Here is a 22,038-nt window from a genome sequence, read left to right as displayed (position 1 = left end):
CATCCCGAACAGGACCGTGAAACAACTCTGCGCCGATGATAGTGCTGCAACCAGTGTGAAAGTAGGTTATCGTCAAGCTAGTTATTAGAAAAACCCCCTTCAGTCTTTAGGCTGTTGGGGGTTTTTTGCTTTGTGGCGCGATAATTTCCGTTCCAAAAACCAACGAAATTGCGGTAATTCAATATTTTCCTTCCAAAATTCGATTTAATCGCCTAAATTGATAAAAAAGAGGCGAGAGTTGAGTGAGGAAGGAGGGCAACATCATGCAAGCGCAAATGGTTGCTTTTTTAGAAGCACTGAATGATGCGGTTGTACTGGTCGATAAAGCTGGCGTGGTGCGCCATCACAATGCACGCGCCGTGTCTTTGCTGCATACCGAGTTAAATCAGTCATTTCCCCATCCACTGGTCATCAAGGCCGTAGCGGACGTGGCTGCCGGCTATGGCGGCCGTCCCGTCGAGATCGGTAACGAGGGGCAGGATAGTCTGTCGGCCCGCGTGCTGGCTCTGCCTAACCCCGGTGTGTATGCGGTGGTGATCCATGATGAAGGCGCTCATCATTTCTATGAAATGACCATGCGTAATTTCTATGAGCTGCTGCGCACGGATCTGGCTGGCCCCATCCATCGTTTCGTCCAGTCCATGCCTGTGCTGGAAGGTGCTGGTGCCGAGGTCAGCGAACAGATGCGTACTGCCGGCAAAGCCATCGTGGCGCAACTGGAGCGTATCGAAATACTGGCGGAACTGTTCGGTAAGGCACCGCTAGTCGATAGCCAGCGTCTGTCGTGGGAAAAAATGATCGAAGATGCGCTGAATGCCGAAGGCAAGGCACTGGAGCAGCGCAAGATCGAAGTCTATCTGCACGGTATGAAAGAGGAACTGCCGCCCGTTTATGGCAGCCCTGCATGGCTGACCCGGGCATTACGCGAACTGATCAACAATGCTGCCCGCCACGCAACGCCGGGTAGCAAGCTGGAAATTGCATTCCGTTGCACGGGCACCCACGTGATTCTGAGTCTGCGCAATCATGGTCAGTTCGCTTCGGTGAATCTGCGCGGTGGCCGTCTGTTTGTACCGTTTAATCAGGCTACCCAGTATGTGGCCGAACACCAGCGCGGTGCAAAGGCTAGAGCCGGCAGTGCATCCGGCGCAGGTATAGGCCTGCCGATCTGCCAGCAGATCATGCACCTGCATGGTGGCCATCTGGTGCTGGTGGAGGGGGAGGGCGAGGACATCGTGGAATTCAATCTGGAACTGGCTAGCGGTGCGCCTAGCCATGACACCCAGGCACTCGATGTGGAACAGGCGCAGCGCTATGCGCGCGACATGGCAGCGCTACGCCAGCGTATGCGTGCACCGAAACCTAGTCTTGCAGGAGCTTCATCATGACCGCCAAACGTATACTGATCGTGGAAGATCAGCCCGACATCCGCAAACTGATCCGGATGACGCTGGAGTTTTCCGGCTACGAATTGCATGAGGCCGAGAATGGCGACCGTGGCTACGAAATGGCACTGGCGCTGAATCCCGATCTGATGCTGCTCGATGTGATGATGCCCGGCAGTATGGATGGCCTGCAGGTTTGTCGCAAGCTCAAGGATGATCCGGCCCATGCGGGTATCCATATCGTGCTGCTGACGGCGCGCGGGCAGAAGGTGGATGTGGATGCCGGTGCTGCAGCTGGTTCGAATGCCTACCTGATCAAGCCGTTCAGCCCGCTCGAACTGATGGACATGGCGGACCACGTACTGCAATAGTTTTGCCCCTCAATCCGGACCACGGAGGAGAGCATGAATGCGCGCAACCAAGGCGATAGTTCTGCGCCGGAAGTGCAATACAGGTGGTGGCAGCAGTTACGACTGAGTGGCGTCGCAACGCTGACACTGATGATCGGTTTGAGTCTGTCGCTGGTCGGCTGGTATCTGACCCGTGCCGATGAACGGGCGATCGAGCATGCTCAGTTGCAGAGTTCGACCGAGCGGATCGCGGCGGCGCTGACACGGCGGCTCGACAACCATTATCAGATTCTGCTGAGTGCCGCTGCCCATGCCGACACCCATCATGCGCTGACGGAATCGGATTGGCAGCGCTTCACGGCGGGGCTGCGACTGCATCAGCGCCATCCCGAAGTGGTGGCACTGGGCTATACCCGCTTTGATACTTCCACGCTGGCCGAAAATGATCCGCGCCAGCAGGCGTGGCGTAAAGCGCGTGACAGCGGCGCTATGGCGATGAGCGCGCCACTGCCGGCGCAGGCTTATGCCGATGCCGGCAAAGCGCCACTGGTGGCACTGTATCTGCCCGTGTACCGCGACGGTGCCCGCTATGTCACGGTGGCAGAACGGCGCGCTGCGTGGCTGGGCGATGTGTATCTGGTGCTGCGGACTGACATCGTCATCAACAAGATGCTGTCGCGCGGTTATCCCGCCGTGTCGGCACAGGTGTATGCCGGTCCGTTTGCGGAACCACAGCACCTGATCTACGGCAGCCGGCGCGAGCCCGCTGTGGGCGCATATGCCATGCGCCGTCCGATGCTGTTCGGTGGTGCGGAATGGACGATTGTTTGCCACCTGCGTGCGGCAGGTACCGAGAATGGCCGCAGCAGCCAGTTGCTGATTACAGGGCTGGTGGTCACATTGTTGCTGTCGCTGGTGCTGAACAATCTGGCCGCCACGCGCAACCGCGCGTTCGGCATGGCCAGCCTGATGAACCGGCGCCTGCTGCGTAGCCAGAGCGAATTACGGGCCGTGCTGGACTCGGCTGCAGACGGGATACTCAGTGTGGACCGCGAGGGTGTGGTGCAATCTGCCAATCAGGCTGCCGAGCATATCTTCGGCATCGCCGCCGGTAAATTGCTGGGTGTACGGCTGGAGAGCAAACTGGTGGGATTTGATGCTGCTCGGCTCACTTCCATGCTGGGCGAGTATGCGGGCAGTACCCACTCCGTGGCGCGCTGCGAAGCGGAGGGCCTGCGCGCTTCCGGTGAGTGCTTCCCGCTGGCGCTCTCGCTCAGCCAGTTCGAGCTGGATGGCGAGATGCATTTCTCGCTGATGGTGCGCGATATCAGCGATGAAAAAATGGCCGAGGCCATCCTGCAATTGCGGCTGCAGGCGATCGAGGCTGCCAACGACGGAATCGTGATAGCCGATATGACCTTGCCCGGTCACCCTATTACCTATGCCAATCCGGCGTTCGCGCGCATCACCGGCTACGATGCCGATGATATCGTCGGGCGTAGCCTGCGGGTGCTGCACCAGAATGACCTCGATCAGCCGGGACTGGCCCAGCTCAAGGCGGCGATTGCCGAAGGGCGTCCATTTGAAACGCTGCTACGCAATTACCGCAAGGACGGTACTCTGTTCTGGAACTCGCTGTCGGTCTCGCCCGTACGTGATGCGCAGGGCAAGGTCACGCACTATGTGGGCAGCCAGTGTGATGTGACGGCGCAGGTGCAGGTTGAGGAGAAACTGGCCGAGCGCTCGGCCCGTCTTGACGCGGTGTTCCGGCTCAGCCCCGACGGGCTGGTTACCTTCGATGCGCATGGCCGGATCAGCCACGTTAATCCTGCCTTCATGTGGATGAGCGGTTGCGAGGAAGGTCAGCTGCTGGGCCTCGATGCGGCCGGCTTCGATCAGTTGCTGGCCAGTCGCTGCGACGCGGAACGGCCATACATGCCGCTGCCGGCTGCCGGCAGTTCCGATGTGATACAGGGCAGCTGTCTGGTGTATCTGGCACGGCCTACCCATTGCATACTGGCACGCTCGGTGCGGGCGGTCAGCTCGCGCAGCGAGGAGCGGGTGGTGTATTTCCGCGACGTGACCCATGAGACGGAGGTTGACCGAATCAAGAGCGAATTCCTGTCCACGGCCGCACACGAACTGCGTACCCCTATGGCCAGCATCTTCGGCTATTCGGAACTGCTGTTGCATCGCAAGTTTAACGACGAAACCCAGCGTGAATTGTATGGCACCATCCACCGTCAGGCGCAGTTGCTGATCAACCTGATCAACGAGCTACTGGATCTGGCCCGTATCGAAGCGCGTGCCGGTCAGGACTTCCTGTTCCGCCGCCAGTCGCTGGCCGATGTGGTACAGAAGACGGTGGCGTCGTTGTGGGTCAACGATGATCCGCGCAAGGTGCAGGTGCAAGTTCCCGACGACCTGATGCCGGTGCTGATGGATGAGGAAAAAGTTACGCAGGCACTGACCAATGTGCTGGTGAACGCTTACAAATACTCGCCGCAGGGCGGAGCGATCGAGCTGGAGGTGCTCAGCCGTGCAGGCTTTGTCGGCATGCAGGTGCGCGACCATGGTCTGGGTCTGTCGCCGGAGCATCGGAGCCGCTTGTTCGAACGCTTCTTCCGCGCCGATCCTTCGGGGAATATCCCCGGCACGGGCTTGGGTATGTGCATCGTCAAGGAAATCATGGAACTGCATGGCGGCACCGTCGAAGTGGATAGCACGCTGGGGCAGGGCACCAGTGTGACACTGTGGCTACCGGCCTCCGAGATGAGCGAGGAATTGTCCGTGGCGGCATAAAAAAACGGCGCTCAGTGAGCGCCGTTTTGGTTTATTCCGCTTCCTTTTCAGGCAGGGCAATCTGGTTGTCCGTGCTGAACTGGTAATCTTTGAAGATGTGTTCGGCGGTCAGCAGCTGGTAGTCGCCGTTGGCCTTCTTGTGCGTGGTGTCCTTGAGGCGGTAGGTGTAGTGGCCGCAAGTCCAGCAGTTGAAGTTACGCATGTGGGTGCACAAACAGGTCTTGTCCATGATCACCAGATTCTTGTCCGAACCCTTGGCTTCCACTTCGCGGTTATAGGAGTTGATGTAGGCGCAGTTGCCGGTCGAATCGAGCAGATAGCCATACGACTCGCAGCCCGGACGGATGCCGGCGCCGATCGCTGGCGTGCTCTTCAGCATACGCATAGGATAGCCGGTCGGCGACACACCATTGACGATGATGTCTTCTTCGCTGGCTTTGAAGTATTCCTGCTTGACCTTGTCTGGCAGACCGCATTCCTTGGCGACGGTGAAGCGGGTGGCCACCTGCACGCCAGCCGCGCCCGCTTCGAGGAAGCGCACGGCATCGCTGCCCGTGAAGATGCCGCCGGCGGCGATCAGTGGAATGTCGAGGTTTTCCGCTTTCAGGTAGTCCAGCAGTTCCTTGGTGATGGTCATCAGGTCGAAATCGGCCCAGTCCATGCCGAAGCCCAGATGGCCGCCCGCCAGCGGGCCTTCTACGATCACGTAGTCGGGCAGGCGATCGAGCTTGGCGTTTTTGCGCAGGAAGATCTGCAGCGCGCGCACGGACGAGACGATGATGCCCAGCTTGGCTTCACGGAAGCGCGGGTGGTCAGCCATCAGCGCGAACGAGCCGAAGTGCAGACCAGCCGACAGCGTGATGCCGTCGACGCCGGCGTCCAGCGCGGCATTCAGACGCGTACGCAGGGTCTCGCGCGGGCCGTTCATGGTCAGCTTTTCCATGCAGTTCACGAAAATCAGGCCCGGGCCTTTCTTCGCTTCCATGGTCTTGCCGATGTGCAGGCGCTGCGCTTCGGCCAGATTGGCCAGATCGAACTGCACCAGCGCCTTGTCCATGTTGTTGATGTTGTGCTTGTAGAGCTTGGTCTTCTCTTTGACGAAGCCCGTATCGAAGCGGCGGTCCGACACATCTTCCACCATGGCATCGGAAATATGGCCGATACCACCCAGACGGGCTGCTTCCAGCGCCAGTTCCGAGGTCGAAATATCCACACCCATTCCGCCTATCATGATGGGCACATACTCGTTTTTGCCAAAGCGCAGGCGGAAATCATCAACACGTTTCATTGCTATCCTTAGACTACCGAAAGTGATTGCCGGGCAAGGGGCCCGGCGTTAGCGCAGTAGTAGCGCGCAGGAAGTCCGAGACGATTGTACTCCTGCAGTACTACAGCTTTATGACGGCGCGGCCTAGCGCGCCGGAGTGGTTTAATCGCGGAAGTTGTTGAACTCCAGCGGGGTCTCGGGTACTTCTTTGCGCAGCAGCTGCATGGCCGCTTGCAGGTCGTCGCGCTTGGCACCGGTGACACGCACGGAGTCACCCTGTATGCTGGCTTGTACTTTCATCTTGCTATCTTTGATGACGCGGACGATTTTCTTCGCATCATCGGACTCGATGCCGTTTTTGACCTTGATCACTTGCTTGACCTTGTCGCCGCCGATTTTCTTGATCTCGCCTTCATCGAGGAAGCGCACGTCAACTTTGCGTTTCGCCAGTTTGTTGGTCAGTACATCGCGTACCTGTTGCAGCTGGAATTCCGAGTCGGCAACCACGGTCAGTTCGGCGTCCTTTTGCTCGACCGAAGCACCGGTGCCCTTGAAATCGAAGCGCGTGGCGATTTCTTTCTGGGACTGCTCGACCGCGTTTTTTACTTCGATCATATCGGCTTCAGAGACTACGTCAAACGATGGCATGTTTGTTTCCTTTTCGTGTGGCCTGCAGCGGCGGTGTAAGCCCTGCATCAAAGGCTGATATTTTAACGGACAACTGTCCACAAGCCGCCATATACACCGTGGTTTTTTACGGGTTTGGCTCTATAATCGTCAAAATATTTCGCTTTTCTTCTTCATGTCCTCCCTCTCCGCGATCCAGTACGATTTTCCGCTGCAAACTCTGAACACTTTTGGCATCGCCGCGACGGCGCACGCGTACTTGCGCGTGACTGAAACCGAGCAGTTGTTCGGCGTTTATGCTGATGCCGTATGGGCTACTTCATCGAAGCTAGTCCTTGGTGGTGGCAGTAATCTGCTGTTCACACAGGACTATGCGGGGCTGGTGCTGCACATGGATCTGCGTGGCCGTGAGCATGTGCGCAGTGATGATACGCATCACTATGTGCGCGCTGCGGCCGGTGAAAACTGGCATGCGTTTGTGCAGTGGACACTTGTACATGGCTATGCCGGTCTGGAGAACCTGTCGCTGATTCCGGGCACGGCCGGTGCGGCACCGATCCAGAACATCGGCGCCTATGGCATCGAAATCAAGGATGTGCTGCATAGCGTGACGGTGTTCGATGCGGCCACGCGGAGTACACGCGAAATGCTGGCCGCCGAATGCCGCTTCGGCTACCGCGACAGTATCTTCAAACAGCCGGAAGGGCGCGCTCTGATCGTGCTGGATGTGACGTTTGCCTTGGCGCGCGCGTGGCAGCCCAATCTGCGCTACGCGGAACTGGCACAGGCGGTGGCGCAGCAGAATCTGGCTGCGCCCACGGCCCAGCAGGTGGCCGATACGGTGATTGCGATTCGCCGCCGCAAACTACCTGATCCTGCGCAGATCGGCAACGCCGGCAGCTTCTTCAAGAATCCCGTGGTGAGCGGCGCGCAATGCGCGGCTTTGCTGGAACAGTTCCCTACGCTGGTGCATCACCGTCAGCCGGACGGCAGCGAAAAGCTGGCAGCAGGCTGGCTGATCGACCAGTGCGGCTGGAAAGGACGCACGCTCGGTGCTGCCGGCGTATATCCGCAGCAGGCGCTGGTACTGGTGAATCAGGGCGGTGCAACCGGTGCCGACGTAGTGGCGCTGGCGCGCGCGATACAGGCCGATGTGCAGGCGCGCTATGGCGTGCTGATCGAGCCGGAGCCGGTGTTTATCTAAGCGGGGAGTGGGGCAGGCGCTGCCGAGTGGCGCAGGTGCGCTGGCGCAGTTGAACGGCACGCAGGCAGATGCTGCGTGCCATAGGGGGCAAATGGCTGATTAGCCGAAGTGGCAGACGTAGTCCAGCAGTTCTACCGTTTCGATATCGAAGCTGGAATTGGCGCCGATGCTGAACGACTGGCCTGCGCCGTAGGTGGTCCATTCGCTGGCACCGGCCAGACGGACTTTGCACACACCACCGAGAATTTCCATCACTTCCGGTGCGCCCGTGTTGAAGGTCAGGCTGGACGGGAAGATTACGCCGACGCTTTTCTTGCTGCCATCGGCGAACAACACGTTATACGAAATGCATTTGCCATCAAAGTATTTGTTGGCCTGTTTGACCACGGAAACCTGGTTGAATTGCTTGCTCATGCTAACTATCCTATAAAAAAAAGGCCGCTCAACGAGCGGCCTCTAGATGCGATTATTGACCGCGTTTCAGGCGGGCATTGGCGGCGATGCGCATACGCAGCGCGTTCAGTTTGATGAAGCCCCCGGCGTCGGCCTGGTTGTAGGCGCCGCCGTCTTCATCGAAGGTCGCAATGTTCATGTCGAACAGCGAGTCGGTTTTGGAATCGCGCGAAACGACGATCACATTACCCTTGTACAGCTTGACGCGTACCCAGCCGTTCACGGTGGTCTGGGTGTGGTCGATCAGGGTTTGCAGCGCAACGCGCTCTGGTGCCCACCAGTAGCCGTTGTAGATCATCGATGCGTAGCGCGGCATCAGGTCATCCTTCAGGTGCGCTACTTCGCGGTCCAGCGTGATCGATTCGATGGCGCGGTGCGCCTTCAGCATGATGGTGCCGCCCGGGGTTTCGTAGCAGCCGCGCGACTTCATGCCGACGTAACGGTTTTCTACCAGATCCAGACGGCCGATGCCGTGCTTGCCGCCCAGACGGTTCAGTTCCGTCAGTACGGTGGCAGGCGACATGCGCACGCCGTTCAGGGCGACGATGTCGCCGCGTTCGTATTCGATGTCCAGATATTCTGGCTGGTCCGGTGCCGCCTCAGGGCTGACACTCCAGCGCCACATGCTTTCTTCCGCTTCGGCGCTCGGGTTTTCCAGATGGCGGCCTTCGAACGAGATGTGCAGCAGGTTGGCGTCCATCGAGTATGGTGCGCCACCGTTCTTGTGCTTCATGTCGATTTCGATGCCGGCGTCTTCGGCGTATTTCAGCAGTTTTTCGCGCGACAGCAGATCCCATTCACGCCATGGCGCGATGATCTTCACGCCCGGTTTCAGCGCATAGGCGCCCAGTTCGAAACGCACCTGATCGTTACCTTTGCCGGTGGCGCCGTGCGAGATGGCGTCGGCGCCGGTGGCGTTGGCGATCTCGATCAGACGCTTGGCGATCAGTGGACGGGCGATCGAAGTACCCAGCAGGTATTCGCCTTCGTACACGGTGTTGGCGCGGAACATAGGGAAGACGAAGTCGCGCACGAATTCTTCACGTACGTCGTCGATGTAGATGTTTTCCGGCTTGATGCCGAACTTCAGCGCTTTGGCGCGGGCCGGCTCCAGTTCTTCGCCCTGACCCAGGTCAGCGGTGAAGGTGACGATTTCGCACTGGTAGTTATCTTGCAGCCATTTCAGAATGACGGAAGTATCGAGGCCGCCCGAATAGGCGAGGACTACTTTTTTAATATCGCTCATGCTAGTTCCAATGGGTTGAAGTGTGTTTATTGGGTGTCGACGCGACCCAGCAGCAGGTATTCGATCAGGGCCTTCTGGATGTGCAGGCGGTTCTCCGCCTCATCCCAGACCACCGATTGCGGGCCGTCGATGACGTCGGCGGAGACTTCCTCGCCGCGGTGCGCTGGCAGGCAGTGCATGAACAGCGCGTCGGGTGCGGCACGCGCCATTTTGGCGCTGTCCACGATCCAGCCATCGAAGGCTTTGATACGGGCAGCGTTTTCGGCTTCGTAACCCATGCTGGTCCACACGTCGGTGTTGACCAGATGCGCGCCTTCACAGGCATCGGACGGGTTGTCGAAGAAGGTGTAGCGTTTGGTCGAGACCAGCGACATATCCATGTCGTAGCCTTTCGGGGTCGAGACATTGACGTGGAAGCCGAATACTTCCGCTGCCTGCAGCCACGAGTACAGCATGTTGTTGGCATCGCCGATCCACGCCACGGTCTTGCCCGTGATGGGGCCGCGGTGTTCGTAGTAGGTGAAGATGTCGGCAAATACCTGGCATGGGTGGTGCTCGTTAGTCAGACCGTTAATCACCGGCACGCGCGAATTGGCAGCGAAACGCTCGATGATGTCCTGACCGAAGGTACGCACCATGATGATGTCGCACATGCGGCTCATCACCTGACCGGCGTCTTCTACCGGCTCGCCACGACCCAGCTGCGAATCGCGCGTGTTCAGGTAGATGGCGGCGCCGCCCAGCTGGTGCATGCCCGCTTCGAACGACAAACGGGTACGGGTGGAGTTCTTCTCGAACACCATCACCAGCGTACGGTCGATCAGCGGGTGGTAAATCTCGTAGGCCTTGAACTTCCGTTTGATCAGGTGCGCACGTTCGATGACGTATTCGTATTCTTCCAGCGTGAAATCGGAGAACTGCAGATAGTGCTTGATCGGTTTTTGAATAGACATAGTGGCAACTAACAGAAAACAGCAGCAGAAGCGCTGGCGCGTGCCTACCGGCCCGACCAGCTGAACCGGTCAATTATAAAGGCAATTCGGTGCAAAGGGCGAATTGCCGCAGAATCTCCTGTCTATACAGCTGTACTGCGGCTGTAGCGGCTCAGGTATAGATCTGGGTGGTGGTCGCTTGCTGGTGCTGGGGCGCTGTCAGCGGCAGGTCGAGCGTGAAGCAGGTGCCCTCGGGCGAACTGTCGACGCTGATCTGGCCACCCAGTAGCGAAGTGACAATGTTGTAGCTGATCGAGAGACCCAGCCCGCTGCCGCCCTGACCGAGTTTGGTAGTGAAGAAGGGATCGAAGATGCGCGACATGTTCTCGGCCGCGATGCCGCTGCCGTTATCGCTGAAGGTGATCAGTACCCGTTCGGCTACGGGCGTGCGCGCGCATAGCCGCATCAGCCCGCCCTGTTCGCGGCCGAAGGCGTGCAGCAGGGCGTTGTTGATGAAGTTAGCGATCACTTGGCCGTACGGCCCCGGATAGCTATCCATCAGCACGTTCTCGGGCAGCTCAAGTTCGATGCGGTGGTTGGCGGCGCGTACGCGGTTCATCATGGTGGCGATGACTTCATGGCTGACCTGCTGCAGGTTGAAGCTGCGGCGCTGCTCGGTGGTGCGGTCGACCGCCACCTGTTTGAAGCTGTTGACCAGATCGGCTGCACTGGTCAGGCCGCGCATCACCAGTTCGTGCGCGGTATGCGCATCGCTCATATACGTGGCCAGTTCCGAGCGGCGCAGACCGGGGCCGTCCAGCCGGCTGGCCAGTTCCTGGGTTTTCTGCGCCAGCGTGCTGGCGATCAGCAGACTGTTGCCGATCGGGGTATTCAGTTCGTGCGCCACGCCGGCCATCAGCGCGCCTAGTGCGGCCAGCTTTTCCTGCGATACCAGCTGGGTCTGGGCATCCTTGAGCTGGCGATAGGCTTCGGCATTATCGAGCGCAATCGCGCCATACGCGCACAGGGTGCGGAAGATCAGCCGTTCGCGTTCGCCGAACGCTTCGGCATGCTGGGCCTGCACCGTCATGGCGCCCAGCGTGCGTTCCCCCACGATCAGTGGCACATACAGGGCGCTGGCCATCAGCTGGGTGCCCGGTGCCAGCACGATATCGTCCGGCCCCACATTGGCGATGTAGATTTCGCGCCGTTCGCGCAGACAGCGCGCAGCATTCGCACGGGGGTGCTGCACGGGGATGCTATTGCCGCTGAGCTGGCGGCCGTTCTCCATGCCGAACACGCGGCTGATGCTGTTGCCATCGCGGCTGACCAGATAGATCGCATAGGTATTTGCCGGCAGCAGGGCCTGTACATGGCGGTTCAGTGCTTCATACACGGCACCGGCATTCAGGTGGGTAGTGATTTCCTGGCCGATGGCTGATAGCCGTTCCAGCGTATCGCTGGTCTGCTGCAGTAGCTCGGCGCGGCGCGCTTCCGAAGCGGCCAGTTCGCGGTGGTGTAAGCCTTCCGCCCGTGCCTGCTCGGTCTGGTGGTGCACCTGCATGGCGATGGCACGGTTGGTGGCTTCCTGACTATGGGTTTTCTGCCTTGCTGCCGCTGCTGCCTGCGCGCAGGCATAAGCCCGGGCGTAGTCGCCGATGCGTGCGTATTCTCGTCCCAGCGCATCGTGCAGGTCGCCGGGCAGGGTATAGCCTTCGATGCCGGCGCCCACCTGCAGCGCCAGTTGTAGATAGTGCAGTGTGGCGTTGGGCTCGGTCATGCCTTGCGGTGGCGGCAAGTCATGGCGTTCGTGGATCAGGGCCAGTACCCGTAGCGCGGCCACGTGGTTGTACAGATTGGTCTGCTCGGCGGCCAGTGCCACGGCGCGCAGGGCGATGCTGCGCGCTTCGATCGGGCGCTCGAGAAAGCACAGGGCATGGGCCTGTCCGCGCCGTGCGATCGACTGGAAGTCGGCCTGCTGCATGGCGTCGGCACGGGCCTGCATGCGTTCGAAGGCTTCCAGTGCCGTGGCGTAGTCGGCCTGATCGAGTGCCAGATCACCCAGATAGGACAGGGCGTGGGCATAGCTGCGTGCGCCGGGCAGGGGCGTCAGTACCTGCAGCGCTTCGCGCAGCAGTTCTTCGGCAGCATCGAGCCGGCCCACACGGCGCATGGTTTCGGCCGTGTGTACCAGCGCGGCACCGATGCTGCGCGGCCAGCCGGTAGGACGCGCCAGATCGAGCGCGCTCTGCATCCATTCCAGTGCAGCGTGGTGATCGTTGAGGCAGGTGAAATTCAGGCCGATGTTGATGGCGGCCGTGACGGCCACGCGGATCTGGCCCGTTTCCAGCGCCGCTTCGTAGGCGCGGATGTAGTGGCGCACGGCGGCGCCGTTGTTGCTGTGCTGGCTGGCGGCCAGCCCGATGAAGTCGTACACACCGGCCAGTACGGCCACCGGGTACTCGTGGCTGGCGGCGAAACGTTCGCCCCAGCGCCGTTCGGCCGAAGTCAGATCGTGCATGACGGCCCAGCGCGCCGTGGCTGCTTCGGCAATGTCGACCCGCTGCTGGTCGTTCACGCTGCGGGCGGCGGCAGCCATCAGTTCCAGTTCTTCGCTGGCCTGCTGGTGGTCGCCGTGATCGATGGCGATCCAGGCGAGTAGCCAGTGGGCATCGGCGCAACCCTGATGGTCGCCCAGATGGCAGAAGGTCTCGTAGGCGGGCGCGAGCAGCTCGCTGGCACTTTCCAGATTGCCGGCTAGCCAGACAGTTTCCGCCTGCACCAGTTGCAGACGGGCGATCAGATGGCGCTGCTGGGCATTGGGCAGGGTCGAGGCCGCCAGCAGCTGCAGGCTTTCCTGCACCAGCGCTGCAGCACGGGCACTGTCGCGCTGACGCAGATGCCAGCTGAGCGGCAGCAGCGCGGGCAGCCGCGCAGGGCCGCGCAGCGACAGCAGGGCGCGCTCCCAGCGTGCTAGCTCATCGTCATGCGCGAACATCTCCATCGGCTTCCTTGCAGCGGTTAGGTGGCGAATTGCTCTGGGGAATTATACGTTGCTGCACGCCGCAAGGGGTAGCGCGGCTGACTGTTGTTGCTACTAATACAGTGTCTGTGCTGATTCGTGCAACAACTGCCCGTACAGAGTATGCCGCATTTTGGCGATTTTGCCATCGGCGATGGCATCCAGCACGGCGCACTGGGGTTCGCTCAGGTGGCGGCAATTGTAGAACTTGCAGTGGCCGAGGTAGGGCGCAAATTCGACGAACGCGCGTTCCAGCATGCCTTCGCTCAGGTGATACAGGCCGAATTCCTGAAAGCCGGGCGAATCGATGATGGCCGAATCCGGTCCCAGTTCGGGTAACTGATACAGGCGGGTGAAGGTGGTGGTGTGCTTGCCCGTATCGAGCGCGGCGGAAATTTCGCGCACGGCGATGTCGGCTTCCGGCACCAGCAGGTTGATCAGCGAGGATTTACCCATGCCGGACTGGCCTATCAGGATCGACGACTGGCCGGCCAGCAGTGGCTTGAGCGTGGCCAGCGTCTGCTCGGGCTGGGCCTTGGCCGATACCTCGTACACAGGGTAGCCCAGCGCGGCATAGGGCTGCACCCGTTCGCGGGTTTTTTCCAGCGACTCCACCACATCGGTCTTGTTCAGAATTAAGTGGGCTTTGATGCCGGCCGCTTCGGCCGCCACCAGTGCGCGCGACACCAGATCGTCGGCAAAGCCGGGCTCAGTTGCCACCACGATGAACAACTGGGTCAGATTGGCCGCCAGCAGCTTGGATTTGTACTGGTCGGAACGGTACAGCAGGGTGCGGCGTTCACTGATTTCGTCGATCACGGCCTGATCGGCCGAGGTGCGGGTCAGCGTGACCTGATCGCCCACGGCCACATTGGTTTTCTTGCCGCGGGTGACGCACTGCAGCTTTTCGCCGTCCGCTTCGGCCAGATAGTGGCGGCCGTGGGCGGCGATGATCACGGCCTGCAACTGTTCGCCGGTGGCGTCGTTACCGCGCTGGGCGCGTGCGTTGCCGCCAGCGCGGCTGTGTTTGGGCGCGCTCATGCGGCCGCCGCGTGCAGATGACGGATACGTACGCTGGCCGGCGGGTGGCTATCGTAGAAAGCCGAATGCAGCGGGTCAGGCGTGAGGGTGGAAGCATTGTCTTCGTACATTTTAACTAGCGCAGAGACCAGATCGGCTGCCTGTGCGTGTTGCGCGGCAAAGGCATCGGCTTCGAACTCGTGCTTGCGCGAGCTGAGCGAGGTCAGCGGGCCGAACAGGAAGGTGAAGACGGGCAGCACCAGCATGAACAGCAGCAGGGCCATGGCATCGTTGCCCTGGCCGGGCAGCAGCAGCGGGTCCACGCCCAGACCCGTGTAGAACCACAGCTGGTTTTTCAGATAGCCGAGCAGGGCGAGGAAACCCAGCGACAGGGCAAACATCATGACGATGCGCTTGATGATGTGCTTGAGCTTGAAGTGGCCCAGTTCATGCGCCAGCACGGCTTCGATTTCGGCCGGCTGCAAACGCTCGAGCAAGGTGTCGAAAAAGACGATGCGTTTGTTGGCGCCGAAGCCGGAGAAATAGGCATTGCCGTGGGCGCTACGTTTGGAGCCATCCATTACGAACAGACCTTTGGAGGCAAAGCCTACGCGTTCCATCAGGCCTTCGATGCGCTGCTTGAGCGCCATATCTTCCAGTGGTGTGAATTTGTTGAACAGGGGGGCGATCACGGTCGGGTACAGCACCATCATCAGCAGCTGGAAGGCGCTCCATGCGGCCCAGGCATAGAACCACCACAGCGCGCCGGATTTTTCCATCAGCGTCAAGACCAGCCAGACGAAAGGCAGACCGATCACGGCGGCCAGCAGCGCGCCTTTGAGCATGTCTGCAAAGAACAGGCCGGGCGTCATCTTGTTGAAGCCGAAGCGTTGTTCCAGATTAAATTGCTTGTAGTAGTCGAGCGGCAGGTCGATCAGGCCGGAAATCACAGTGAAAGCCGCCAGCAGGCCCAGCTGGTAGAGCATGCCGGGGCCAGTGAGCTGGAATACGTGCAGCGACAGCCACTGCAGGCCGCCCAGCAGGGTGAAGGCGATCAGCACGCCGGTGCTGAGCAGCAGGCTGACGAGGCCCAGCTTGGTGCGGGCGATGGTGTAGTCGGCGGCCTTCTGGTGGGCGGCCAGGGGGATTTTCTCGGCAAACTCGGCAGGCACGGCGCTGCGGTGGGTCAGCACATGGCGAATCTGGCGCGAAGCCAGCCAGAAACGCACGATCAGCGTCAAAATGATGAAAGAAACAAACAAAATCGAAAACGCGAGTGAATACATTCTATGCCTGTGAGAAAATGGCAGATTAGGATTAATTAAGCCAAGAGAGAATTATGTCACAAGCTAACGAATTGCCAGAAGGTTCCGTACCCGCCGCCGCCAAGCCGGTGCAGAATGAGTTCAATCTGGTGTGGGTGGATATGGAAATGACGGGTCTGGAGCCGGATACCGACCGTATCATCGAAGTGGCCGTGGTGGTCACCGATATGCACCTGAACGTGCTGGCCGAAGGCCCCGTGTTCGCGATCCACCAGAGCGACGAAACGCTGGACAAGATGGATGCGTGGAACAAGGGCACCCACGGCCGTTCCGGCCTGATCGACCGCGTCAAGGCGTCCACCGTGACGGAAGCGCAGGCCGAAGAAGAGCTGATCGCCTTCATGAAGCAGTGGGTACCGAAGGGCAAAGCGCCGATGTGCGGCAACACCATTGGTCAGGATCGCCGCTTCATGGTGCGCTACATGCCTAAGCTGGAAGCCTTCTTCCACTACCGGAATATCGACGTGTCCACGCTGAAAGAGCTGTGCAAGCGCTGGAAGCCGGAAATCGTTGCCGGTTTCAAAAAGCACCAGAAGCACACGGCGCTGGCCGACATTATCGAATCGATCGAAGAGCTGAAATACTACCGCGAGCACTTCATCAAGCTGTAAAACAACTTGGGGTCAGGTCGGGCAAAGTGCAGTTTTTGAGAATTCTCAAAGAACGCACCAATGCCCGACCTGACCCCTGCACTTTGCCCGACCTGACCCTAGCGGGTTGTTATTCGTCGGCGCCGCAGCACTTCTTATATTTTTTGCCACTGCCGCATGGGCAGTCGTCGTTGCGGCCTACTTTGGGCTCGTCGCGCTTGACGGTGCTGACAGCGGCTTTGCGGCGCGGCACCCAGAATTTGTGGATGGCCGGCAGGTTGGCTTCCAGATCCAGCGCCAGTTTGTGCGCTTTCACCGGATCTTCTACCAGCGGCAGTTCGGCTTCGTCGATTTCGTCCGCACCCAGCAGGTAGATCGGCTTCATCAGATCTTTGACGTCCGATTCCCAGATTTCATTCCACGAACCGGGACGCAGTTCCATGCCTTCCCAGAAGCCCCAGCACCATGCTTCCGCATCGATCAGGGTCTGGCCTTCGTGTTCGTGCTCGACGAACAGCGGTTCGAACTCTTTCGGCGCCACTTCAAACGTTACCAGCACTTCGTTCATGAAGCGCATGATCAGGTTGAGGATGCGTTCCTCTTCCTTGGCGTGCTTGAATTTCGGTACGTCGGTATCTTCCTGACCCCAGACGCGTTTCAGCCATTCGGCTGGCATGATGGTTTCCGGACCGATGGCGATGGCCGTCAGGTAGCCGTGCAGCATGTCCATGGTCATGGCATCTTCAGGGCTGCGCTCGGACAGCAGGAAGCTGTCGAGTTCGTCGAATTCTTTTTCGCTCAGGGGCTGGTCGAGTTGCATAATTTGCTCTTTTTATTGGTTGGAAGCCGACAGTATACACGCCGCCCCCTTACAATGCCGTTATGAACCAAGATGACTATGACGATGAAGCGGCCGATGCCCGCGCTGCGGCGCTGGCCGCAGCCATGGCCGGACCGCTGACGGGGAGCGCCGACGCGGGCCAGACAGGTGCTCATTCCGGCCGCCATCCAGCGCCGCACCCCTATGCGGCGCTGACGCCCGACTGTGTGCTTGATGCGCTGGAAAGTCTGGGCATCCACAGCGATGGCCGTCTGCTGGCCTTGAATAGCTATGAAAACCGCGTGTATCAGGTGGGTGTGGAAGAGGGCGCGCCGCTGGTGCTGAAGTTCTACCGTCCGCAGCGCTGGAGCGACGCCGCTATACTGGAAGAACACGCTTTTACGCGCGAACTGGCCGGGCAGGAAATTCCCGTGGTGCCGGCGCAGCTGCTGGGCGGCCAGACGCTGCACCACTATCAGGGCTTCCGGTTTGCCGTGTTTGCCCGCCATGGCGGCCGCGCGCCCGAACTGGGCGATCCGCAGGTGCTGGAGTGGACGGGGCGCTTCGTCGCGCGCATCCATGCGGTGGGCGCCCAGCAGGTCTATACCGAGCGTCCGGCCCTCGATATCGCGACGTTCGGCCACCAGTCCTGCGCTTTCCTGCAGGAGCAGCGCTTTATTCCCCCTGATCTGGCGGCAGCCTATGCCAGCGTGAGCCAGCTGGCGCTGGACGGTGTACAGCGCTGCTATGAGCGCGCCGGCGAGCTGCCCCAGCTGCGCCTGCATGGCGACTGCCATGGCGGCAACGTGCTGTGGACCGATGCCGGTCCCCATTTCGTCGATTTCGACGATAGCCGCATGGGACCGGCGATACAGGATCTGTGGATGATGCTGTCGGGCGAGCGCAGCGAACAGGTGCGCCAGATGGGCGACATCCTGGCCGGTTATGAGGATTTCTGCGAATTTTCACCGCGTCAGATGCATCTGGTGGAAGCGCTGCGCACGCTGCGCCTGATGCACTACTCGGCATGGCTGGCGCGGCGCTGGGATGACCCGGCCTTCCCGCTGGCTTTTCCGTGGTTTAACACCCAGCAGTACTGGCAGGATCGCATCCTCGAACTGCGCGAGCAGGTGGCGCTGATGGAAGAAGCGCCGCTGCCTATCTAGCGAATTAGCGGGATTTTCCCGCTCTGCTCGGATTTAGGCGCTGGACAGCCCTGTCCGATAATGAGAACTCAGAAATCCCGGCGGGTGCCGGGGTACATCGTCTAGCGAGAGTTCTCATGCAAGCACAACTGGCCCAGCGCAACAGCGCCCACGACAGCGGTTCCCTCAGCAATGCTGACACTCAGTTGCAGCCTCTGGTGGCTTTGCACGATCCGGACGATGCCCCAGCCACTCCCCGTGCGGCGATGGAAATGAAGGCGATACAGGAAGCCATTGCCCGCGTCGAAGCGGATGCCAAGGCGGCCTGCGCTGCGGAAAGCCGCGCCCATGCCGAAGCCCGTGCCCGTGCACTGGCGGAAGACCGCGCTGCCATGGATGCTGCCGCTGCCGCCGTCGCGCTGCAGAATGCGCAGGCGTCCGAAGAAGCTATCAATGCCAACCGCGAACGACTCGAATCGCTGCGTGCTGCGGCGCAAGCGAGCGTGGCGCGACTCGATGCCGTCAAACAGGAAACTGCCGAACTGCGGGCCCGCGTGGAAGCCGATACCCAGATCCGTCTGGCGGCTGAACAGCGCGCCCGCGCCGAACAGGAAAGCCGTCAGCGCGCGCAGGAACAGCTGGCCGCCGAAGCAGAACTGGCCGAACAGGTGCAACGCGCTGCGTCCGAACTCGAAGTGCAGACCGAACAGGCGCGCATGCAGGCAGCCGAACGGGTGGCCGCCGTGGCAGCGGCCAAAGAAGAAGTGGTGGGCATTGCCAGCGCCGATGCGCGGGTGGCGACGCTGGCCCGTGAACGCGAACGTCAGGCTCACGCGGCGCGCCAGACGGCGCAGCATCTGGCCCAGGCGGAAGCGGAAGCACTGGAGCTGACCATCAAGCGCGAACGCGCCGATCAGATCGCGCTGGAAGCGGCGCTGAACCGTGCTGCAGCCGAAGTGCGCGCACTGGAAGAAGCCCGCGCTCTGGCGCATCTGGAACAGGAGCGCGAGCAGATTGCGCTGGCCAAGGCCGAGTCCGATCGTAGCGCGGCGCAGTCGCTGCACCTGCGCTTACAAACTGAAAAAGAAATCCGCGACGCCGCCATCCACCGCGAGCGACTGGAAATGGTGGCTGCTGCCAGCGCCGAAGCCCGGCGCGAAGCCGATGCCAAGATCATTGCCGCGACCGAAGCCCGTATCGAAGCCGACACCCAGCTGCGTGCTGTGTCGCTGTCGCGTGTGCAGGCCGAGCAGGAAGCTGAACTGGCCACGCTGGCCAAGGTGGAAGCAGAAAATCAACTGACCGAACAGGCCCGTCAGCGTGAAATCGCCGATGCTGCTGCCGCCGATGCGGCCCGTAGCGAACGCGAAGCCCAGCAGCACGCCACGGAACTGGCGCAGCAGCAGGCTGCCCTGACGGCGGAAGCGGCGCAACTGGTGATCAGCCAGAACACTGCCGCTGCACAGGAAGTGGCGACGCTGGCCGAGCAAGTGGAAGCCCAGCGCGTGGCAGATGCGCTGGCACGTGAAAAAGCCGAACATGCTGCGGCATTGCTGGCTGCGGAACAGGCCCGCGCCGAAGCAGAGCAGCTGGCCATCGCCGCGCTGAAAGACAAGCTGGCGCTGGAAGAACAGGCCCGTAACGCTGCCCTGATCCGTACCGAAGCCGAACGCGCTCAGGCTGAAGCGCTGGCGCAGAAACAGGCTGCCGATGAGCGTCTGGCAGCAGCGGCCGCGCAGGAAGCCGAAGCACTGCGCGTGATGGCCGAGCAGACCGCACTGGACGCCGCGCAGAAGGAAGTGGCAGCACAGGCGCAAGCTGCGCAAGCCCGTCTGGCCGTGGAGCTGGGTGACGTAACCGCCGAACGTGCCCGTGTGGAACAGGAAAAAGAAGTCGCGGCCGCTGCGTTGCTGCAGGCCGAGCAGGAATTTGTCGAAGCCGAGCGCAAATCGCTGGCGCTGATCGACCAGAAACTGACCCAGCAGCGTCTGGCCACGGCGGCAGAAAACCGCGCATCGGAAGCTATCGCCAGCCGTCTGGAAGCGGAAAAAGCGGCGGTACACGATGCCCGTCTGGCTGCCGAAGCCCAGCAGGCCGCCGAGCAGGCCGTAGCCGACAAGACTGCCGCCCAGCACGCGCTGGTGGAGGCAGCCATGGCACACGCCGCCATGCAGCGCAAAGTGGCTGACACCACGGCAGCCATGACGGCCGCCAAGATCAAGCAACTGGAACTGGAAACCCGCCGCCATGCCGCCGCCCAGAAAGCGCTGGCTGCCGTGCAGGCCAAAGTGGCCGAGGCCGAGCGCCTGTGCCAGAGCGTGGAAGATGGCTCCATCGTCGCCACGCTCGATGCTGCCCGTGCCCGCAAGGAAGCGGCTCGCCAAGGCGCCATGGCCGAAGGCAAACCGGCGAAAGCCGTGTGGCGCGCCCGCTAGATCACGCTGGCAGTAATTCGCGCTGGCAGTAATCAATCACGACCACACTTTGCTGTGGTCGTTTTCTTTTGCGCCGGCGCTAGTAGGCGTAGCCCAGTCCCAGCATCAGCAGGTCGGCATCGCGGTGGTAGTCGGTCACGACCCGGTTCAGCGTCAGGGTGCCGACCAGCCGTTTGCTGAAGTGATAGCGTGTGGCCAGCGAGGCCAGCCCTGCCTTGTGCGAGCGGGTGCCCGGCACATCATGGACTTCGAAGGCCAGATAGGGGCCCACGCCCATGCCCAGTTCCAGATGGGTGGTGAGCGAGCGGATCAGCCATAGCTGGGTCGCTACGCCGTTGCGGTGGGTGGCAGGGCTGCTGCCTTCATTCAGGTAGTTCACGGTCCAGTCCACATAGCGCCCGACGGCACGGCGGTATTCGAGGCTGTAGGCGCGCGAACGTTCCGACTCGAAGCTATTGACGATGCTCTGGCCGCTCAGCAGGGTGAGCGTGTCATCGGTGGAGGGACCGTCGAGGTGCAGTTTGTCGCCGCGCACACTGTCGAAACGGTAGCCCACCCCCAGCATCAGCGAGGTGGTGGGGTCTTTGGCGCCTTGCGGTATGACGCGGGTCAGTTGCACCTGCGTGTACCAGCGTTCGGGGTGGTGCCACATGGCCTGCACGCTGTAGATGGGCGCCCAGCCATGGTCGTTGATGTAGGGGCCGTCTGCTGCGCCATGCGGGCGCGAGGTATCGAAGAAGTAGTACTGGCCGGCGCCCACGGCCCATGACAGGCCGTGCTGGTTCACGGGCGTGCGCAACCAGATCTGACCCGAGATGCCGTCGCGATGGTGGTTGTGCGGGTGGCCTTCGTTCAGATAGCCCAGACTGAGGGCCAGATAGTCGCCCACCGGGTGCAGGTAGTTGATGCCGACGGCAAAACTGTGCTGCTGCACACCGCTCACCCACAGGCCGCCCGCCTGCGCCGTCAGATCCTGCGCCGCTGCCGCCGCCGTAACGAGCAGAAGAGAGCAGGCGAGGGGGCGCAGGCAGTTCATCTTCACTGTTGGATCTGGACTTTGGTGATGTAGTACTCAGTTTCGCCGAAGCACTGGGTCGGCACGCCTTTGTGCTGGGCGTAGGTGAGCAGTACGCGCTTGCCGGTGGCGGCCATCAGTTGCTGGGCCACGGCGTCGTCGCGCACGCTGAATTCGAATTTTTCCGGGATTGCGCCCGGCATCGAAGTCAGCAGCATTTCACCTTCCCAGGTTTTGCATACCCAGCCACGGCTGGAAAATTTCTGCAGATAGCCAGCCCGCTCGCCGTCCGAGTAGGACAGGTGCAGCATGACCCACGCATAGGCCGCGAACAGCAGCGCGGCGGCAAGCAGCAGGCCGGAAAAATACAGGGTGGCACGTTTGGCGATGGTCATGTTGA

The 22,038-nt window shown here is 60.9% G+C and carries 18 protein-coding genes; 7 read left to right on the top strand and 11 right to left on the bottom strand.

The window, feature by feature from the left end:
• The first annotated feature begins 275 nt into the window (after positions 1 to 275).
• The 3 genes from ABNT42_RS11710 to ABNT42_RS11700 are packed head-to-tail and all read left to right on the top strand — an operon-like array spanning position 276 to position 4,537.
• Positions 276 to 1,388, top strand: coding sequence for a HAMP domain-containing sensor histidine kinase (locus ABNT42_RS11710; protein WP_348697128.1), 1,113 nt, complete (start codon positions 276 to 278; stop codon positions 1,386 to 1,388).
• Positions 1,385 to 1,756, top strand: coding sequence for a response regulator (locus ABNT42_RS11705; protein ID WP_348697126.1), 372 nt, complete (start codon positions 1,385 to 1,387; stop codon positions 1,754 to 1,756). The genes ABNT42_RS11710 and ABNT42_RS11705 overlap by 4 nt, the downstream gene beginning before the upstream one ends.
• A 33-nt stretch (positions 1,757 to 1,789) precedes the next feature.
• Positions 1,790 to 4,537, top strand: a complete 2,748-nt coding sequence (locus tag ABNT42_RS11700; protein ID WP_348697124.1) for a PAS domain S-box protein — start codon at positions 1,790 to 1,792, stop codon at positions 4,535 to 4,537.
• A 31-nt stretch (positions 4,538 to 4,568) separates the two neighbouring features.
• Here ABNT42_RS11700 and ABNT42_RS11695 read toward each other — a convergent pair whose 3' ends face one another.
• Both ABNT42_RS11695 and ABNT42_RS11690 read right to left on the bottom strand, forming a co-directional pair.
• Positions 4,569 to 5,825, bottom strand: a complete 1,257-nt coding sequence (locus ABNT42_RS11695) for a nitronate monooxygenase (protein WP_348697122.1) — start codon at positions 5,823 to 5,825, stop codon at positions 4,569 to 4,571.
• A gap of 141 nt (positions 5,826 to 5,966) precedes the next feature.
• Positions 5,967 to 6,452, bottom strand: a complete 486-nt coding sequence (locus ABNT42_RS11690; RefSeq protein ID WP_348697120.1) for a YajQ family cyclic di-GMP-binding protein — start codon at positions 6,450 to 6,452, stop codon at positions 5,967 to 5,969.
• 154 nt (positions 6,453 to 6,606) lie between these two features.
• Here ABNT42_RS11690 and murB point away from each other — a divergent pair, with 154 nt between their 5' ends.
• A complete protein-coding gene (gene murB / locus ABNT42_RS11685; protein ID WP_348697118.1) occupies positions 6,607 to 7,635 on the top strand; it encodes a UDP-N-acetylmuramate dehydrogenase in 1,029 nt (342 codons plus the stop codon).
• A gap of 99 nt (positions 7,636 to 7,734) precedes the next feature.
• Here the strand turns inward: murB and ABNT42_RS11680 are convergent, their stop codons facing one another.
• From ABNT42_RS11680 to ABNT42_RS11655, 6 genes are all read right to left on the bottom strand, one after another.
• Positions 7,735 to 8,049, bottom strand: coding sequence for a pyrimidine/purine nucleoside phosphorylase (locus ABNT42_RS11680; RefSeq protein ID WP_348697116.1), 315 nt, complete (start codon positions 8,047 to 8,049; stop codon positions 7,735 to 7,737).
• A 52-nt stretch (positions 8,050 to 8,101) separates the two neighbouring features.
• Positions 8,102 to 9,334 (bottom strand): argininosuccinate synthase, encoded by a 1,233-nt coding sequence (locus ABNT42_RS11675; RefSeq protein WP_348697114.1) that lies wholly within the window; start codon positions 9,332 to 9,334, stop codon positions 8,102 to 8,104.
• A gap of 26 nt (positions 9,335 to 9,360) precedes the next feature.
• A complete protein-coding gene (argF, locus tag ABNT42_RS11670; RefSeq protein ID WP_348697112.1) occupies positions 9,361 to 10,287 on the bottom strand; it encodes an ornithine carbamoyltransferase in 927 nt (308 codons plus the stop codon).
• 151 nt (positions 10,288 to 10,438) lie between these two features.
• Complete coding sequence (locus ABNT42_RS11665; protein ID WP_348697111.1) at positions 10,439 to 13,270, bottom strand: ATP-binding protein; 2,832 nt, start codon at positions 13,268 to 13,270, stop codon at positions 10,439 to 10,441.
• A gap of 93 nt (positions 13,271 to 13,363) precedes the next feature.
• Entirely contained in the window at positions 13,364 to 14,329 is a 966-nt protein-coding gene (gene rsgA, locus ABNT42_RS11660; RefSeq protein WP_348697109.1) for a ribosome small subunit-dependent GTPase A, read from the bottom strand.
• Positions 14,326 to 15,594, bottom strand: coding sequence for a M48 family metallopeptidase (locus tag ABNT42_RS11655; RefSeq protein WP_348697107.1), 1,269 nt, complete (start codon positions 15,592 to 15,594; stop codon positions 14,326 to 14,328). Before ABNT42_RS11655 ends, rsgA begins: the two co-directional genes overlap by 4 nt.
• A gap of 53 nt (positions 15,595 to 15,647) precedes the next feature.
• On the opposite strand from ABNT42_RS11655, the gene orn reads away from it, so the two are divergent.
• Complete coding sequence (orn, locus tag ABNT42_RS11650) at positions 15,648 to 16,244, top strand: oligoribonuclease (RefSeq protein WP_348697105.1); 597 nt, start codon at positions 15,648 to 15,650, stop codon at positions 16,242 to 16,244.
• A gap of 109 nt (positions 16,245 to 16,353) precedes the next feature.
• On the opposite strand, the gene ABNT42_RS11645 is transcribed toward orn, so the two are convergent.
• On the bottom strand, positions 16,354 to 17,043 hold the full coding sequence (locus ABNT42_RS11645) for a UPF0149 family protein (protein ID WP_155436555.1): 690 nt from the start codon (positions 17,041 to 17,043) through the stop codon (positions 16,354 to 16,356).
• Positions 17,044 to 17,105: 62 nt separating this feature from the next.
• On the opposite strand from ABNT42_RS11645, the gene ABNT42_RS11640 reads away from it, so the two are divergent.
• On the top strand, positions 17,106 to 18,209 hold the full coding sequence (locus ABNT42_RS11640; protein WP_348697103.1) for a serine/threonine protein kinase: 1,104 nt from the start codon (positions 17,106 to 17,108) through the stop codon (positions 18,207 to 18,209).
• 116 nt (positions 18,210 to 18,325) lie between these two features.
• Positions 18,326 to 20,623, top strand: a complete 2,298-nt coding sequence (locus ABNT42_RS11635; RefSeq protein ID WP_348697101.1) for a hypothetical protein — start codon at positions 18,326 to 18,328, stop codon at positions 20,621 to 20,623.
• 79 nt (positions 20,624 to 20,702) lie between these two features.
• Here ABNT42_RS11635 and ABNT42_RS11630 read toward each other — a convergent pair whose 3' ends face one another.
• Positions 20,703 to 21,659, bottom strand: a complete 957-nt coding sequence (locus ABNT42_RS11630) for a hypothetical protein (RefSeq protein WP_348697100.1) — start codon at positions 21,657 to 21,659, stop codon at positions 20,703 to 20,705.
• 2 nt (positions 21,660 to 21,661) lie between these two features.
• Complete coding sequence (locus tag ABNT42_RS11625; protein WP_348697098.1) at positions 21,662 to 22,033, bottom strand: hypothetical protein; 372 nt, start codon at positions 22,031 to 22,033, stop codon at positions 21,662 to 21,664.
• Between the last annotated feature and the right edge of the window lie 5 nt (positions 22,034 to 22,038).

The sequence above is a fragment of the Duganella fentianensis genome (assembly GCF_964031615.1).
GTDB lineage: Bacteria > Pseudomonadota > Gammaproteobacteria > Burkholderiales > Burkholderiaceae_D > Rugamonas > Rugamonas fentianensis_A.
The sequence above is the reverse complement of the archived record's forward strand: the minus strand, read 5'-3'. Positions and strand labels throughout refer to the sequence as shown.

Bases quoted from the DNA above. Each gene is read 5' to 3' on its own strand.
- ABNT42_RS11710 (WP_348697128.1), top strand. From the start codon at position 276: ATGGTTGCTTTTTTAGAAGCACTGAATGATGCGGTTGTACTGGTCGAT.
- ABNT42_RS11705 (WP_348697126.1), top strand. From the start codon at position 1,385: ATGACCGCCAAACGTATACTGATCGTGGAAGATCAGCCCGACATCCGC.
- ABNT42_RS11700 (WP_348697124.1), top strand. From the start codon at position 1,790: ATGAATGCGCGCAACCAAGGCGATAGTTCTGCGCCGGAAGTGCAATAC.
- ABNT42_RS11695 (WP_348697122.1), bottom strand. From the start codon at position 5,825: ATGAAACGTGTTGATGATTTCCGCCTGCGCTTTGGCAAAAACGAGTAT.
- ABNT42_RS11690 (WP_348697120.1), bottom strand. From the start codon at position 6,452: ATGCCATCGTTTGACGTAGTCTCTGAAGCCGATATGATCGAAGTAAAA.
- murB (WP_348697118.1), top strand. From the start codon at position 6,607: ATGTCCTCCCTCTCCGCGATCCAGTACGATTTTCCGCTGCAAACTCTG.
- ABNT42_RS11680 (WP_348697116.1), bottom strand. From the start codon at position 8,049: ATGAGCAAGCAATTCAACCAGGTTTCCGTGGTCAAACAGGCCAACAAA.
- ABNT42_RS11675 (WP_348697114.1), bottom strand. From the start codon at position 9,334: ATGAGCGATATTAAAAAAGTAGTCCTCGCCTATTCGGGCGGCCTCGAT.
- argF (WP_348697112.1), bottom strand. From the start codon at position 10,287: ATGTCTATTCAAAAACCGATCAAGCACTATCTGCAGTTCTCCGATTTC.
- ABNT42_RS11665 (WP_348697111.1), bottom strand. From the start codon at position 13,270: ATGGAGATGTTCGCGCATGACGATGAGCTAGCACGCTGGGAGCGCGCC.
- rsgA (WP_348697109.1), bottom strand. From the start codon at position 14,329: ATGAGCGCGCCCAAACACAGCCGCGCTGGCGGCAACGCACGCGCCCAG.
- ABNT42_RS11655 (WP_348697107.1), bottom strand. From the start codon at position 15,594: ATGTATTCACTCGCGTTTTCGATTTTGTTTGTTTCTTTCATCATTTTG.
- orn (WP_348697105.1), top strand. From the start codon at position 15,648: ATGTCACAAGCTAACGAATTGCCAGAAGGTTCCGTACCCGCCGCCGCC.
- ABNT42_RS11645 (WP_155436555.1), bottom strand. From the start codon at position 17,043: ATGCAACTCGACCAGCCCCTGAGCGAAAAAGAATTCGACGAACTCGAC.
- ABNT42_RS11640 (WP_348697103.1), top strand. From the start codon at position 17,106: ATGAACCAAGATGACTATGACGATGAAGCGGCCGATGCCCGCGCTGCG.
- ABNT42_RS11635 (WP_348697101.1), top strand. From the start codon at position 18,326: ATGCAAGCACAACTGGCCCAGCGCAACAGCGCCCACGACAGCGGTTCC.
- ABNT42_RS11630 (WP_348697100.1), bottom strand. From the start codon at position 21,659: ATGAACTGCCTGCGCCCCCTCGCCTGCTCTCTTCTGCTCGTTACGGCG.
- ABNT42_RS11625 (WP_348697098.1), bottom strand. From the start codon at position 22,033: ATGACCATCGCCAAACGTGCCACCCTGTATTTTTCCGGCCTGCTGCTT.